At 68.4% G+C, this 15,613-nt stretch carries 12 protein-coding genes; 6 read left to right on the top strand and 6 right to left on the bottom strand.

Features of this window, described 5'->3' with window-relative positions:
- Positions 1 to 50 precede the first annotated feature (50 nt).
- Positions 51 to 518, top strand: a complete 468-nt coding sequence (locus C5C17_RS05170; RefSeq protein WP_104252327.1) for an Rv3235 family protein — start codon at positions 51 to 53, stop codon at positions 516 to 518.
- 42 nt (positions 519 to 560) lie between these two features.
- On the opposite strand, the gene secA is transcribed toward C5C17_RS05170, so the two are convergent.
- The 6 genes from secA to mtrA form a co-directional block, all read right to left on the bottom strand.
- A complete protein-coding gene (secA, locus tag C5C17_RS05165) occupies positions 561 to 3,509 on the bottom strand; it encodes a preprotein translocase subunit SecA (RefSeq protein WP_104252326.1) in 2,949 nt (982 codons plus the stop codon).
- Between the two features lie 142 nt (positions 3,510 to 3,651).
- The gene (hpf, locus tag C5C17_RS05160) at positions 3,652 to 4,320 is read right to left on the bottom strand and encodes a ribosome hibernation-promoting factor, HPF/YfiA family (protein ID WP_104252325.1); all 669 of its coding nucleotides are present in this window, start codon (positions 4,318 to 4,320) and stop codon (positions 3,652 to 3,654) included.
- Between the two features lie 138 nt (positions 4,321 to 4,458).
- A complete protein-coding gene (locus tag C5C17_RS05155) occupies positions 4,459 to 5,208 on the bottom strand; it encodes a ComF family protein (protein ID WP_104252324.1) in 750 nt (249 codons plus the stop codon).
- Between the two features lie 76 nt (positions 5,209 to 5,284).
- On the bottom strand, positions 5,285 to 7,003 hold the full coding sequence (locus tag C5C17_RS05150; protein WP_104252323.1) for an LpqB family beta-propeller domain-containing protein: 1,719 nt from the start codon (positions 7,001 to 7,003) through the stop codon (positions 5,285 to 5,287).
- Complete coding sequence (gene mtrB / locus C5C17_RS05145) at positions 7,000 to 9,033, bottom strand: MtrAB system histidine kinase MtrB (protein ID WP_258065959.1); 2,034 nt, start codon at positions 9,031 to 9,033, stop codon at positions 7,000 to 7,002. The genes C5C17_RS05150 and mtrB overlap by 4 nt, the downstream gene beginning before the upstream one ends.
- A gap of 1 nt (position 9,034) precedes the next feature.
- The gene (mtrA, locus tag C5C17_RS05140; RefSeq protein ID WP_104252322.1) at positions 9,035 to 9,724 is read right to left on the bottom strand and encodes an MtrAB system response regulator MtrA; all 690 of its coding nucleotides are present in this window, start codon (positions 9,722 to 9,724) and stop codon (positions 9,035 to 9,037) included.
- Positions 9,725 to 9,842: 118 nt separating this feature from the next.
- Here mtrA and C5C17_RS05135 point away from each other — a divergent pair, with 118 nt between their 5' ends.
- Genes C5C17_RS05135 through C5C17_RS05115 form a run of 5 tightly spaced genes read left to right on the top strand, consistent with a single transcriptional unit; the run spans position 9,843 to position 15,420 of the window.
- Positions 9,843 to 11,141: a hypothetical protein gene (locus tag C5C17_RS05135; RefSeq protein ID WP_104252321.1), complete on the top strand. Its 1,299-nt coding sequence runs from the start codon at positions 9,843 to 9,845 to the stop codon at positions 11,139 to 11,141.
- Entirely contained in the window at positions 11,141 to 11,818 is a 678-nt protein-coding gene (locus C5C17_RS05130; RefSeq protein WP_104252320.1) for a DUF4129 domain-containing protein, read from the top strand. The genes C5C17_RS05135 and C5C17_RS05130 overlap by 1 nt, the downstream gene beginning before the upstream one ends.
- The gene (locus C5C17_RS05125) at positions 11,815 to 13,107 is read left to right on the top strand and encodes a DUF4350 domain-containing protein (protein WP_146079081.1); all 1,293 of its coding nucleotides are present in this window, start codon (positions 11,815 to 11,817) and stop codon (positions 13,105 to 13,107) included. The genes C5C17_RS05130 and C5C17_RS05125 overlap by 4 nt, the downstream gene beginning before the upstream one ends.
- Entirely contained in the window at positions 13,104 to 14,057 is a 954-nt protein-coding gene (locus C5C17_RS05120; protein WP_104252318.1) for a MoxR family ATPase, read from the top strand. The genes C5C17_RS05125 and C5C17_RS05120 overlap by 4 nt, the downstream gene beginning before the upstream one ends.
- A gap of 55 nt (positions 14,058 to 14,112) precedes the next feature.
- Positions 14,113 to 15,420 (top strand): DUF58 domain-containing protein, encoded by a 1,308-nt coding sequence (locus C5C17_RS05115; protein ID WP_104252356.1) that lies wholly within the window; start codon positions 14,113 to 14,115, stop codon positions 15,418 to 15,420.
- Positions 15,421 to 15,613 lie beyond the last annotated feature (193 nt).

Raw genomic sequence — 15,613 nt, 5'->3', positions numbered from 1 at the left:
ATGTCGCCAGGCGGTTCGGGGGGAATCGCCTGAGATCTGACGGGGGCCACATGTCGCCAACGCGCAGCACCAGGGCGCTCCGCGCCATCGATGCGCCACAATCAACGTTTTCCGCGGCGGCGGGTGAACTCATCGACGCCGACCCGCTCTTCGTCCGGGAGCGCACGGCAGCCAGCGAACTGCCCGACCCGGCTCCGCTGGTCTCGAACCTGGCCCGGAGCGTCGTCGAAGTGATCTCGGGGGTCCGCGACATCGAGCAGCTGTCCAGGTGGGTGACCGACGACGTCTACCGTCACCTGCTCATCCGCACACAGCACGCAGCACGAGCGAGGCAGGCGCGTCGGCGTCCAACGCGCCGGCCCAACTTCGTCGAGCTGAGCGTGCGCATCCAGGCGACGACGGAGAACATCGTCGACGCCGTCGTCGTCCTCGACTTCGGTGCGCGGGTCAGGGCCGTGACCGTGCGCCTCGAGGGTCTCGACCGGCGCTGGCGAGCATCCGCCATCCACGTCCTCTGAACTGCTCCGCGAGGCGTTGGCTCTGCTCCCGGGAGCTGGCCCCTACTTCTTGCGGCGTCGCTGCGCGCGGTTGCCAGCGGGCTGACCGCCCGGCTTCGATGTCGCCCCCTTGCCGAACGAGCTGCCTGCCGCGGGGCCGTCGCCGTCAGACTGGGACGCCTGCTCGGCCGCCTGTCGCTTCGCGGGGTTCCCCGAACGGGAGGCAGGCTGACGCGAGCGTGTTGCCTGCTGCGTGTTGGCCACTGGCGCGGCTGGCTCCTCGCCCGCCTCACCCCGCGCCTGGTCGAGCGCGGAGGAGGTGCCCAGGTCCCGCTCGCGGCGCTTCGCCTCGGCCGTCGCACGCTGGTTGAGCTGGCCGCGCTCATTGCGGACCTCGACCTCACCCTGGTCGGTCGCTGCCGAGTAGCTGAGCGCGGTCTGCGCCTTCTCGTCGAGCCCCTTCGCGACGATCTGCACATCCGGCGTCTCGCTGGCCGACGGCGTCTCGTCCTGCTTGACGGTGACCTCGAGGTTGTAGAGGAAGCCGACGGATTCCTCGCGGATGCTGCCGAGCATCTGCTGGAACATCGCGAAGCCCTCGCGCGTGTACTCGACGAGCGGGTCGCGCTGCGCCATGGCGCGGAGGCCGATGCCGTCCTTGAGGTTGTCCATCTCGTAGAGGTGGTCTCGCCACTTCCGGTCGATGACGCTCAACACGACGCGTCGCTCGAGTTCGCGGGTGGCGTCCGCGCCGATCGATGCTTCGCGGCGTTCGTAGGCGTGGCGCGCATCAGAGAGGATCTCCTCCTCGAGGAGCTTTCGCGTGAGCTTGCTGCGTCCACCGGCTTCCTCGAAGAGCTCCTCCTCGGTGATGCCGACCGGGTAGAGCTGCTTGAGGTCCGTCCAGAGGGCCTCGAACTCCCAGTCGTCGCCCGTGCCGTCGCCCGTGTGCTCCTGGATGATGTCGTCGATCGCGTCGGTGAGGAAGTTCTGCACCTTGTCGGCGATGTCATCGCCCTCGAGGATGCGGCGGCGGTCGCTGTAGATCGCCGTGCGCTGCTCGTTCAGCACGTTGTCGTACTTGAGCACGTTCTTGCGGATCTCCGCGTTGCGCGACTCGACCTGCGACTGCGCCGAGCGGATGGCGCGGGAGACGATGCGCGACTCGAGCGCGAGATCGTCCGGCGTGCCGTCACCGGCCATGATCGCCCGGGTCGCACCGGTGTTGAAGAGGCGCATGAGGTCGTCCGTCATGGACAGGTAGAAGCGGCTCTCGCCCGGGTCACCCTGACGTCCGGAGCGTCCACGCAGCTGGTTGTCGATTCGCCGGGACTCGTGGCGCTCGGTGCCGAGCACGTAGAGGCCGCCAGCTTCCGCGACTGCATCGGCCTCGCCCTTGACCTGCTCCTTCATGGCGGAGAAGACCTCGAGCCACTTCTCGTCGTACTCGTCGGCGTTCTCCTGCGGGTCGAGACCGAGGGCGGTCATCTCGGCGACCGCGAGGAACTCGGCGTTGCCGCCGAGCATGATGTCGGTACCACGGCCGGCCATGTTCGTGGCGACCGTGACCGCACCCTTCCGACCAGCCTGAGCGACGATCGCGGCCTCGCGCGCGTGGTTCTTCGCGTTGAGCACCTCGTGCTTGATGCCGCGCTTCGCCAGGAGCTTCGAGAGGTACTCGCTCTTCTCGACGCTGGTCGTGCCGACGAGCACCGGCTGCCCGGTCTCGTGCCGCTCGACGATGTCCTCGACGACCTGGTCGAACTTGACCTTCTCGTTCTTGTAGACGAGGTCGGGGTTGTCCTTGCGCTGCATGGGACGGTTCGTGCGGATGGGCACCACACCGAGCTTGTAGGTGCTCATGAACTCGGCCGCCTCGGTCTCGGCCGTACCGGTCATGCCCGCGAGCTTGTCGTACATCAGGAAGTAGTTCTGCAAGGTGACCGTCGCCATCGTCTGGTTCTCGGCCTTGATCTGCACCCCTTCCTTCGCCTCGATCGCCTGGTGCAGGCCTTCGTTGTATCGGCGGCCCTTGAGGATGCGGCCCGTGTGCTCGTCGACGATGTTGACTTCGCCGTTCTGCACGACGTATTCCTTGTCGCGCTTGAAGAGCGCCTTCGCCTTGATGGCGTTGTTCAGGAACGAGATGAGCGGGGTGTTCGCCGACTCGTACAGGTTGTCGATGCCGAGGGCGTCCTCGACGCGGTCGATGCCGGGCTCCAGGACGCCAATCGTGCGCTTCTTCTCGTCGACCTCGTAGTCGCGCCCTTCCTTGAGCTTGCGCACGATGGAGGCGAACTCCGAGTACCAGCGGTTCGCGTCGCCCTGGGCGGGACCCGAGATGATGAGCGGTGTGCGGGCTTCGTCGATGAGGATGGAGTCGACCTCGTCCACGATCGCGAAGAAGTGCTCGCGCTGGACCATGTCCTCGGAGCGCCAGGCCATGTTGTCGCGGAGGTAGTCGAAGCCGAACTCGTTGTTCGTGCCGTAGGTCACGTCGGCCGCGTACTGCTCGCGGCGCTCAGCGGGCGACTGCCCGGAGACGATGCAGCCCGTGGTCATGCCGAGGGCGCGGAACACGCGGCCCATGAGGTCGGACTGGTAGCTCGCGAGGAAGTCGTTGACCGTGACGACGTGCACGCCCTTGCCGGCGATGGCGTTGAGGTACGCCGGCAGCGTCGCGACGAGGGTCTTGCCCTCACCGGTCTTCATCTCGGCGATGTTGCCGAGGTGCAGGGCGGCGCCACCCATGAGCTGCACGTCGTAGTGCCGAAGACCGAGCACACGACCCGCGGCCTCGCGGACGGCCCCGAACGCCTCCGGCAGAAGCGCGTCGAGCGACTCCCCTGCTTCGTGCCGTTCGCGGAAGGATGCGGTGATGTCACGCAGCTCGTCGTCGCTGTACTCCTTGAAGGCGTCCTCGAGGCGTCCGACCTGCTTGGCGATGCTCTCGAGCTTGCGGAGGGTGCGCCCCTCGCCCATGCGGAGAATCTTCTCGAGAACTGAGGCCAAGGTCTGCTCCTACTGGTTGACGCAAGCGGCGCGAGAGCGCGCTGAGAGGCACAGCCCGTGCTGTGCATATTCGTTGATTCTACGCACCTCGCCCCGACCGATGCTGGATGCATCGACCGGGGCGAGGGTGAGCGGGGTGGGCTCAGGAGACGGGAACCTCGTTCTCGTCGAGCGCGATGACACCGTAGTCCCAGCCGCGCCGGCGGTAGACGACGCTCGGGCGGAGGGACTCGCTCTCGATGAAGAGGAAGAAGTCGTGGCCGAGCAGTTCCATGTGGTCGACGGCTTCGTCGTTGCTGAGCCGCTTCGGGGCGAAGGTCTTCTCCCTGATCACGACGGGCGAGTAGAGCTCGTCCAGCTGTTCTTCTTCTGCCGCGATCTCAGAGGCGGTGCCGCCGTTCTCGACGAGCCTGATCGTGTCCGTGTCAGCGGGAACCACGTCGATCTGCGAGAAGTTGTCTGCTGCCGCCTCCTGGAGGCGGAGGGGGGTGTGCTGTCCGCGATGGATCTTCTTGCGGTCCTTGTTGCGACGGAGACGCTCGACGAGCTTGTCGAGCGCGAGATCGAAGGCTGCGTACTTGTCACCGGCCTCGGCTTCTGCGCGGATCAAGGGGCCAGGGCCGAAGAGCGTGATCTCGACCTTGCCCTTGTCGAGCAGGTTGCCCGCGCGGTCCGTGCGCTTGGTCAGCTTGATTTCCGCCGCCTGCGTCTTGCCATCGAGCAACGAGACCTTGGCGAGCGCTTTCTCCGTGGCGTACTCGCGGAAGCGGTCCGGGATCTCGGTGTTGCGACCGGTGATCGTGATTTCCATGTCACTCTCCTGTCGTTCTGCACGAGGCCGAGGTGTCACTGCCTCGTGATGCTGTGCCGCAATCGTAGACCCCTATTCACCCGGTGTTATCTGCGACTTCGCAGGCATGCCGTACCCTCCGCGCGTGTCGGGTTCGGCTCACGGGCTCTGCGGTGACCTCCGCCTCGTCTCCGCGATCACGGCGCAGCCGATGACCACCGCACCCACGGCTTCCAGCGCGCGAACCGATTCCCTGATCGTCGCGCCGCTCGTGACCACGTCGTCGACCAGGACGACCCGCGCACCGCCGAGCCTGGGGTCCGCGACGTAGGCGCCCCTGAGGTTCGCCGCCCTGCCGTGCCTGGAGAGCCCCGCCTGGTCGCGGACCCGTCGGCTGACGCGGAGCCCGTCGACGCCGCGTGTCCCTGGCACCGCGACCTCCCAGAGCACGGCGAGGTGGGCGTATCCGCGGGCACGGCGAGACCTCGGCGAGGAGGGAGCGAGCACCGGAACCCACGCGGGCAGCGGTCCGGTCGCGGATGCGGGAGCTCGTGCGGACTCCGCCAGTCCGCTCATCGCCCTCCGCAGGAGAAGGCCGAGCGGGCGGGCAGCATCCGTTCTCCCCCGCTCCTTGAGCGCCGCGATGAGCGCCTTGACCGCGCCTTCGTAGTCGGAGGCGGCGAAGACCGGGATGCGGCTGCCGTCGCCCGCGACGACTCGCAGCTCGCACGCCCGGACGCCCGTATCGCGGGCGAGGTGCTCGCCGCACCGCCGGCACAGGGCCCGATCGACGGCTCCGCACGAGGCGCAGGTGACCGGGAGGACCACCGCGAGCGCGTCGAGCGCGTCCGAGCGCATCCGCTCGAGCCACGTGCGCAGGCGCGCGACCAGCATCGACGGCGGCGACATCCTGCAAGCTTGCCTCAGCCTGGCCCGCGGTCGCCGGCGGCGTCTGAGACTGTGGAGAACAGCCTCAGCGCATCCGTCACACCTGCGTCAGGATGAAGTCGACGACAGCGTCAGACTGCTGCCACCTGTTGCCCTTCGGCACGTAGATGTGGTGGTCCTTGTCGAGCACACGCAGCCCGGCCGGGGTGTTGCTTCCCGTGATCTGCTGGCCGTCGAGCACCGCCCCGTTGACGCTGACGGTGCCGCCGACGGTCTGTGTCCGAACCTCGGCGGTCCCCTCGCTGCCGACTGCGAGGACGGCGAGGGATGTCTCGTCCACCCAGGCGAGATCGACCGGCGAGGCTCCACCCGGTTCGAGCACGAGCGGGACGCCGAGCGCGACTGGCCGGTTCGTGCTCGGCTCTCGCTCGATCGCCATGACCGCGACGCGCACCCCGACGGAGCTGTTCTCGAGCACGGCGAGCCTCGCGCCGTCGCGCGACACGGCGATGGCCCGGTACCCGGTGGCTCCGACGTTCTCAGCGGGCTCGAGCCAGCTGTGCTGCCGGTCCTCGACGTCAGTCGCGCGAAGCCCGGGTCCGTCGGTGCTCCCGGTCCAGGTGTACCCCCAGCTGTCCAGGCTCATGGCCAACGGGCCCGGTCGTGCGTCCACGAGCAACGGCTCCGGATCGGAGATGGGTGTCGTGAAGACGCCGTTCGGGGTCACGAAGGATGCGACATCACCGTCGGCGGAGTAGGCGCCCTTCTGCGGGCTGAGCGAGGCGAGCGCGCCCTGCAGAGCCGCCGTCTCAGGCGATGGCGTGACGTTGACGCCGCCGAGGAAGCCGAGCTCACCGCTCTTGTAGACGAGCGGTGTGCTCGTCACCTGGCGGTTCACCACGACCTCGTCCTCCGGAGGAAGCTCCTGGTCGATGGGGACACCCGTGATCGACATGGTGACGCTCGAGATCGCCTCGAAGTCCGCGAAGCTCTCCGTGAGCTGCAGGAGCATCCGCGAGTACTGGTCCGGTGAGGTGGAGGAGAGACTCGAAGAGAAGTCCACGTCGGCGACGTCCCCTTCGACGGTGACCGCGCCCAGCAAGGAGACGCCGGACGGGATGGCGCTGACGACGTTGCCCTCGGCGAGCCAGGGGGCTGGGCCGTTCACGAGAGCGCGCGCGATCCGCGTCAGCGCAGTCTGCTGCGCGTCGAACCAGCGCACGTCCGGCACGAGCCGCGAGAGGGTGTCGTCGTAGAAGTAGAGCGTGTAGCTCTTGAAGAGGCTGCGGAAGTTCTGGCTCAGCAGCACGATGCCTGGTGGGGCCTGGGTGATCCTCCACTCACCGGCGGAATCCTGGGCGAGCGTGAACTCGAGCCGCTCCGTCGTTCCGCTCTTGAGCTCGCTGTAGAGGCCTTCCGAGTCGACGCTCGCCGAGGACTTGTAGCTGGCCTGGATGCTGTCCGGGCCCGCGTCGACCACGTCCGGCACGGACGCCGTGATGAGGATGCGCGCGTTCGGATCCCACTCCTGCCGGTACGAGTCCGCGAGGTACTCCCTCGCGACCTCGTAGTCGTTCTGCGTTCCGGTCCCCGCATCGAGGAAGCCCTCGACGATCTCCTCGCGGCTCATCCCGTCGCGGGGCGCGTCAGGGAAGAAGCTGTAGGACTGGTCGCTCTCCTGCTGCTCGGACTCGCCGGCCAGGACCTGGCCTGAGGTCGGGATGCGGGCGCATCCGACGAGCACGAGCACGGCGAGGACCACGATCGCGGCGGTCGAGCTTCGCGCGGCGCGACGTCGGTGCGCGGATCCTGTCACTTCGGGTCCTCCTGTTCCTGGTCGCGGCTCGGGCCGGCGTCGTCGCTGTTCACGCCATCGTCGGGGTCGCTGCTGGGAAGCGACGGCACGGAGTCGGGAGCCGAGCTCGTCACCACGACCGCCTCGGCGTCGTCCCAGGGTGCTGGCGTCTGCGTCGGCTCGTCCATGGGGGCGATGTCGATGACGTCCATCGAGTTCGTGGGGGCTGAGGAGACGAGCGGCTCCGCGTTCGAGGAGCGCATGCCGACGAGGTCAGGGAGCTCGATCGGCTGCGTGTCGACGTCCTCGTCGGTGAACGCCTCGGAGGACACATCCTCCTCCTCGATCGTGATGGTCGCGGCCCCGGCGTCACCCGGCTCGAGCGGGAGCGGGGACCCCATGATCTTGCCGCCGACGAACCGCGGGAGCGTGAGCCGGAAGTTCGTCCCCTTGCCCGGCTCCGACCACACCTCGAGGCGCCCTTCGTGCAGGCGGACGTCTTCGAGGGAGATCGCGAGCCCGAGCCCCGACCCGCCCATCGTGCGCTTGCGGGAGGGGTCAGCGCGCCAGAACCGGTCGAAGACCCTCGTTCGCTCCGCCTCGGTCATGCCGATGCCGTAGTCGCGCACCGAGAGCGCGACCGCCGACTCGTTGGAGTCGACCGAGACGACGATGGGCTTGGCCTCCCCGTGCTCGATGGCGTTGCCGAGGAGGTTGCGCACGACCCGGTTGATGCGACGTGCATCGAATTCCGACTCGCCGTATCCGCCGGGCGCCTTGAGGACGAGGCGCGTGCCGTGGTCGAGTGCGACCGGGGTCATGGCACCGATGACGTCGTCGGCGACCGTCGCGAGGCTGTTCGATTCGCGCAGGATCTCGACCGCGCCAGCGTCGTACCTCGAGATCTCGAGGAGGTCGGCGAGGAGGATCTCGAACCGCTCGATCTGGTCGTGCAGCAGCTCGACCGAGCGGGCCGTGACGGTGTCGAAGTCATCTCGACGGTCGAAGAGCATCCCACCCGCGAGACGGATGGTCGTGAGCGGCGTACGCAGCTCGTGGGAGACGTCCGAGACGAAGCGCTGCTGCACCTGGGACAGGTTCGCGAGGCGCTCGATCTGGTCCTGCAGGCTGTCCGCCATCTCGTTGAACGACCTCGCCAGCGTGGCGATGTCGTCTTCGCCGGACTCGGGGACACGCTGCTCGAGGTGGCCTGCCGCGAGACGCCGACTCGTCTTCGCCGCCTCGCGAATGGGCTGGATGACGGCACGCATGACGAATCCCGTGATGACGGCGACGAGCAGGACCAGCACGATCATGGCCACGACGAGGGTGCGCTGCACGAAGTCGAGCGTCTGCTGGGTCTCCTCCATCGAGTACACGAAGTACATCTCGTACTGGCCGAGGTTCTGCACGGTCACGGTCGAGCCGATGACGATGCCGGGGACCACGTTGCCGAGCTCGTCGACGAGGGCGATCGACTGATAGTGCGTCTGCGGGGAGGTCGACGCGGCACCGGTCGCGGTCGTGTCCGCGCCTGCGCTGACCGCCTCCTTCAGCTCAGCGGAGACGAGGTCTGCCGACACGGGCCCCTTCGCGAGTGCTCGCAGCTCGTTCGGCTGCTCGCCGGTCCCCGACGCGCTCTGCATGAAGATGACGCCGTAGCTGTTCGCCGCGGAGTCCTGAGCCGCATCCACAGCCACGGTCTGCAGCGTCTCCAGGGCAGCGCTGTCCGTCTCCTCGCCTGACGCGAAGACGGTCTGGGCCGCGGTCACGGCGCGTTCGGTTTCGGAGACCAGCGGCCGAAGCCTCGAGTTGAAGAGGTCGCTCGCGATGGAGTTCGACATGACGAAACCGACCGAGAGCACTGTCGCGGTCGTCAGCGCGACCGAGAGCGCGATCGTGCGGAACGGCAGCGACGTGCGCCAGAGGAACACGAGGTTCCGCCACACGCCGCGGGCGGACCGCCATCGGTAGGGGACGCGGATGCCCTCCGTGTCGACGTCGGAGGATCGAGGGGAGGTGGAGGTCGCGCGCGGTATCACTGCGCTCACGTCAGGAGAATGCGGTGGTGTTCCCAGCGCGGTAGCCCACGCCGCGAACCGTCGCCACGATCTTCGGGTGGTCCGGGTCGTGCTCGACCTTCGCGCGCAGGCGCTGCACGTGCACGTTCACGAGTCGCGTATCCGCCTTGTACTGGTAGCCCCAGACCTGCTCGAGGAGCTCCTCACGGGTGAAGACCTTCTGCGGCTTGGCCGCGAGGGTCAGGAGCAGGTCGAACTCGAGAGGCGTCAGGTTGATCTGCTCGTCGCCTCGCAGGACCTCGTGCGCGTTCACGTTCAGGGTCAGGTCGCCGACGCGGATGATGCTCTGCACCTCCGGCTGGCTGGCGCGAAGTCGCGTCTTGATGCGCGCGACGAGCTCCTTCGGGTTGAAGGGCTTGACGATGTAGTCGTCGGCGCCGGCCTCGAGGCCGCGCACCACGTCGGTCGTGTCGGACTTCGCGGTGAGCATGATGATCGGGGTCCCGGATTCGGCGCGCAGCAGGTGGCAGATCTGGATGCCGTCGAGCCCAGGGAGCATGACGTCGAGCAGCACGAGCTCCGGCTTGACCCGACGGAACTCGCCGAGGGCAGCCGCGCCGTCACCGCAGAACTCCGGTTCGTAGCCCTCAGCCCTGAGCACGATGCCGATCATCTCCGAGAGCGCGAGGTCGTCATCGACCACGAGGATGCGTTCGCCCACAGAACCCTCCCTGTTCCAGAACCCGCACGAGACCGGGCGGTTCCCTCAGCGTAGCGGGCGTAGCCTCCTCAGAGGCTCAACCCAGAGAGCGCGGCGAGCGGTATGCCACGATGGGCGGGTGACGCATGGCCCATACGAGCACGCACCAGAGCCCAACCACGCGTATCCGCCGACACCCGGAGCGCAGTCGCCCGGCGGCTTCGAGCAGGGTGCCCAGTGGCCCGCACCCCAGCCCGTCCCTGGCTCATCGAACTGGCAGTACGGCCCTGCCCCGGAATCCGGGTACGGGCAGCAGCCTGGTGGCCAGTGGATGCCGGCCCCCACGCCCGGCCTGTTCCCGCTGCGTCCACTCGCGTTCGGGGATGCGCTCGCCGCCACCTTCCGACTCTTCCGCACGTCCCCCAAGACGACCCTCGGCAGTGCCGTCATCGTCATGGGCGCGACCACCCTCTTCGCGAGCCTCCTCCCGGTGGTCGTCGGCATGCTCATGTTCACTCGCATCCCGTTCGGCGGGAGCCAGGAGGACATCACGCCGATGCTCGTGTCCTCCATCACGCTCACCTCGCTCGCCGCGATCTTCGGCCTGGCCATCGCCGGTGTCGGCTCGGCGCTCCTGCAGGGCATCCTCGTCCGCGTGGTCGCGCGCGGGGCCATCGGCGAGAAGCTCGGGTTCAAGGAAGCCTGGCGCGCCGGTTGGCGGGGCATCTGGCGCCTCATCGGCTATGCGCTGATCGTCGGCGTCGGCTCGCTCCTCCTCATCGCTGTCGGGTGGCTGCTCATCCCGTTCATCCTGTTCATGGTCCTCTCGGGTTCCGGAGCAGACGAGGCGACGATGGCCGGCTCCATCGGTCTCGGCGTGATCTTCACGCTGCTGCTCGGCGGCGCGACGGTTGTCCTCATGGTGTGGGTGGGCATCAAGATCATGTTCGCTCCGAGTGCCATCGTGCTCGAGGGGCTCGGGCCGATCGCGGCCATCCGGCGCAGCTGGGGCCTCTCCCACGGCAACTTCTGGCGTGTGCTCGGCATCGTCGTCGTCATCCAGGTGATCCTGAACTTCGCGACCGGAGCGGTCTCGACGGTCGCGCAGCTGGCCGTCAGCATGGGCCAGGTCATCCTCACGCCGCTCGGCAGCGGGCAGTCGGTGGAACCGCAAGCAGGCACGATCGTCGCCTTCGCGGTGATCCTGCTGGTGACCTCAGCCCTGCAGGTCCTGCTCGGGGCGATCGTCCTCGTGCTCACCAGCGGGAACGCGACGATCCTGTACTTCGATCTGCGGATGCGGAAGGAAGGGCTCGGCGTGACCCTCCAGCGGTACGCGGAGCAGTCCGCAGCCGGCGCTGAGATCACCGACGCTGACTTCGATGTGCAGCGGGAGCAGCACCTACCGCCCATGACCGCTCCGGGATACGCGCGCTGATGACCCGTGGCCCCTGGGCCGGCTCTGGAGAGCCCCCTCTGGAGATCGACGAGGACCGAGCCCGAGACCTGCTGCAGGGCGAGCTCGCCAAGAGCGAGTACACGCAGGCCTCGCCGACCTGGCTCGACCTGTGGATCGACGACTTCTGGAACTGGGTCAACGACATCCTGCAGCCCATCGACGGAGTTCCCGGCGGACTCTCGCCGATCGCTCTCGTGCTCGGCGCGATCGTCGTCCTCGCCGTCATCGCGTTGCTCGTGGGACGCCCGATCCTCGTTCAGCGAGCGAGACGCGGGGCGGCGCTCTCGCCTGATCTGTTCGACGGCGACGAGCGTTCCGCGCAGGAGCTGCGGGCTTCGGCTGCAGCCGCTGGGGCGCGCGGTGACTTCGAGACTGCCGTGATCGAGCAGTTCAGGGCACTCGCGCGGGCCGTGCATGACCGCACCGTGATCGCGCTGAGCCCCGGCATGACCGCGACAGCTGTCGCTGCGGCGACGACCTCCGCGTTCCCCGGACAGGCGACCGGGCTGCAGCGAGCTGCCCGGTCGTTCAACGCAGCCAGATACCTGGGCCTCGGCGCGTCTGAGGACGACTGGCTGGCGCTGAGAGACGTGGATTCGTCGCTGCAGGCAGCCAAGCCGGTGGCCCTCACCTCGTTCGCGGGTCGCGCCTCATGAGCCACACGCAAGAAGCCACGCCGACGATTCCAGAGCGCTTGAGGCGAGCACGCCCGTGGATCCTCATCGCCACAGGAGCCGTGTTGATCGCAGTGACGAGCGCGCTCATCGCAGGCGGTGTCGCGAGTGCCAACTCCCCGTATCTCGGTGTCGATTCCGCGCGCCCCAACGGGGGCAAGGCCGTGTTCACCGTGCTCGGCGAGCAGGGAGTTCAGACCAGCAGCGCCAAGAGCATCGTTGACGCGCGGGCGCGGCTCCAGGAGGCCGAGGGGGAGACGACACTCGTCGTGCACGACCGCGATGGCATCGCGGTCGATGAGCTGGCAGCTCAGATCGCCGAGCTGGACGCGGACCGGGTTGTCCTGCTCGCGCCGAGCCGCGGCCTCCTCGAAGCATTCGGCGGGGCGATCACGGTCGGTGGAGTCGGAGCCGCGGGTGAGACGGAAGATGTCGTCGAGGCGGGCCCGGAATGCGCTGCACCCCTCTCCGAGCTGGCACCCGAGATCTCGCAGCGCGGAGCTCGGCTCTACCAGCTCGACGACGCTGCCGCCGCGGCCAGCAGCACCTGCTACGCCGAGTCTGGTCGATTCGCCTACGTCGAGACGCCGCTTCCCTCCGGAACGACACTTGCCGCGCTTGGTGCGACGGACAACCTGAGCAACGGCGACGTGCTGAGCTCCGCAAACGCTGCCATGGGGCTCGCGGTCCTCGGACAGACCCAGTCGCTCGTCTGGTACACGCCTGGCATCTCGGACGCGGAGGCCGTCTTCGGCGTCGAGCCCTCACTCGACGCCTTCGTGCCGCCGTGGCTGACGCCCAGCATCCTGATCGCGCTCGCCACGCTGCTGGCCGTCATGGTCTGGCGAGGTCGCCGCTTCGGTCCGCTCGTCGAGGAGCGCCTGCCGGTGATCGTCGAGGCGTCGGAGACCATGCACGGCCGCGGAAGGCTCTACGCCCAGCAGCGCGCGCGGCTGCGCGCGCTCGACAACCTGCGCATCGGCACGACCACCCGCCTCGCGACGTCGCTCGGGCTGGCCAAAGCCACCGGCGTGCAGGAGATCATCACCTCGAGCGCGGCCATCCTCGGCGCGAACCGAGCAGCCATCGCCTGGACCCTCCTGGACGCCGTGCCCGGCAGCGAGGCGGAGCTGCTCGACCTCAGCCAGGCGCTGCTGACGCTGGAACGCGCGGTCGCCGACGCGGCGGACCCCGGCAGCGTCCACCTCAGCAGTGGCCCAGGCACCACCGACCCGAGTAGCACCGCCGAGAAATCCGGAGGCCCAGTATGAGCACCGATGTCCGTGAAGCACTGCAGCGAGTCAGAGGCGAGGTCGCCAAGGCCGTCGTCGGACAGGAGCGAGCCGTTGACGGGCTCCTCGTCGCCCTGCTCGCCGGCGGTCACGCCCTGCTCGAGGGCATCCCCGGGGTCGGCAAGACGCTCCTCGTGCGGACCCTGAGCGAGACGCTGTCGCTCGACACGAAGCGCGTGCAGTTCACGCCCGACCTCATGCCGGGTGACATCACGGGCTCGCTGGTCTACGACGCTGCGGCTGGCGAGTTCGAGTTCCGCGAGGGCCCGGTGTTCACGAACATCCTGCTCGCGGACGAGATCAACCGAACGCCGCCGAAGACGCAGTCGGCCCTGCTCGAGGCGATGGAGGAGCGCCAGGTGTCTGCCGACGGGGTGACGCGCGCGCTCCCCTCCCCCTTCCTCGTCGCCGCGACCATGAACCCGATCGAGTACGAGGGCACGTACACCCTCCCGGAGGCTCAGCTCGACCGCTTCCTGTTGAAGCTCGTGCTCGAGCTGCCGTCGCGGGACGCCGAGTTCGAGGTGCTGCGCAGGCACGCCGCGGGGTTCTCTCCGCGAGACCTGCGCGCTGCTGGGGTGCGAAGCGCGCTCACGGCTGAAGAGCTGAGGCGCGCCCAGGCCGAGGCGGCCGCCGTCGACGTTCGGGCGGACGTGCTCGCGTACATCGTCGATATCGCACGCGCGACCCGTCAGTCGCCGTCTGTCCGCATGGGAGTCTCTCCCCGTGGGGCGACTGCCCTCATGTCGGCGAGCAAGGCGTTCGCGTACCTGAGCGGGTACCAGGCGGTGACGCCTGACCACGTGCAGGCGATGTCGCTTCCGGTGCTCCGGCACCGACTGCAGCTTCGTCCGGAAGCCGAGCTCGAGGGGGTCGGCGCGGACGCGATCCTGCGTTCGATCCTGGCGCAGGTCCAGGTTCCCATCTGATCCGGCAGCTGCAGGTGTCAGTCGAGGGTGCATGCCCGAAGGGAAGCGTGATCACATGGTGGTGAGCGGACGTCTGGTGCTCCTGACCGCGGTCGGCGCTGTCCCAGTGGTGCTGTTCGGCCAGACGGCGGCGTCCGCGTACGTGACGCTCGCCATCTGGCTGCTCTTCGTGCTCCTGGCGTCGATCGCGGACGTCCTGTTCGCCGGCGCTCCGCGCCAGGTGGAGATCGAGCGTGACCTGCCCGCCCGAGTGCGGCTGGGTGAGGACGCCGTGAGCAGGGTCGCCATCACGAATCGAGGATCGCGGACGCTCCGGCTCCAGGTCCGGGATGGCTGGGAGCCGACGGCTGGTGCGACGCAGCACCGACCCAAGCTCGATGTGCCGTCCGGCGAGCGACGTGTGGCGGAGTTCCCTCTCCGCCCGTCGCGTCGAGGCGACCGGAGGTCCGAGCTCGTCACCCTCAGGAGCTGGGGGCCCATGGGCCTGGCTGCCCGCCAGGTGAGCCTCGCCGACCGTGGCGTGCTCCGGGTGCTGCCCCCGTTCAATTCGCGCAAGCACCTGCCGTCGCGTCTCGCGCGGCTGCGGGAGCTGGATGGGGCGACGCGTCTCATGGTGCGCGGGCAGGGCACCGAGTTCGATTCGCTGCGCGAGTACGTCCGAGGGGATGACGTCCGTTCGATCGACTGGCGTGCCACGGCTCGGCGCCAGGACCTCGTCGTGCGAACGTGGCGCCCGGAGCGCGACCGCCGTGTGGTCATCGTCATTGATACCGGACGCACCTCGGCGGCCCGTGTCGCCGACGAGACGCGATTGGATACGGCGATCGAGTCGGCGCTGCTGCTGGCCGCGCTTGCGACTCGTGCTGGCGATCGGGTCGACGTGGTGGCTTGGGACCGCCGGGTGCGAGCACGCATCCAGGGCGTCTCCGGGGCCGAGCTGCTGAGCCGCATGGTCGAGTCCCTCGCGGACGTGGAGCCTGAGCTGATCGCCACGGACTGGCGGGCGATCCCCGGCCTTGTGCGCGGTGTGACGACGCATCGGTCGCTCGTCGTGGTCCTCTCCACGCTCGAGACGGCGGGCACGCTCGAACCGGTCATCGCCGCACTTCCGCAGCTGGCGAGCAAGCACGTGGTGGTGCTCGGGTCGGTGTTGAATCCGGATGTGCACGAGGTGGTGCTTCGCCGGGACACCCGCGAGCAGACGTATGCGGCCTCGGCCGCCGAGCGGGCCTTGCTCGATCAGGAGCGGGTGCGTCAGACGGTTCGTCGCCTTGGCGGGGACACGGTGACCGGCACACCTTCTGCGTTGCCTCCTGCGATCGCTGACCACTACATCGAGCTCAAGGCGACGGGCCGCCTGTAGGCAGCAGCGGGACTGGGACGACGAAGAGCCCCCGCGTTGAGAACGTAGGGGCTCTTCGTCGTGACCCTTGGGCTTCACAGAGTTTTCGGGCAACAAAAAAGCCGGGGTTGGGAGGCGAGGAGCATCTCTGCTCACTCACCAACCAACCCCGGCTCATGAAGAAGTCCGGCGGTGACCTACTCTCCCACAGGGT

It is taken from the genome of Pseudoclavibacter sp. RFBA6 (assembly GCF_002931575.1).
GTDB lineage: Bacteria > Actinomycetota > Actinomycetes > Actinomycetales > Microbacteriaceae > Pseudoclavibacter > Pseudoclavibacter terrae.
The sequence above is the reverse complement of the archived record's forward strand: the minus strand, read 5'-3'. Positions and strand labels throughout refer to the sequence as shown.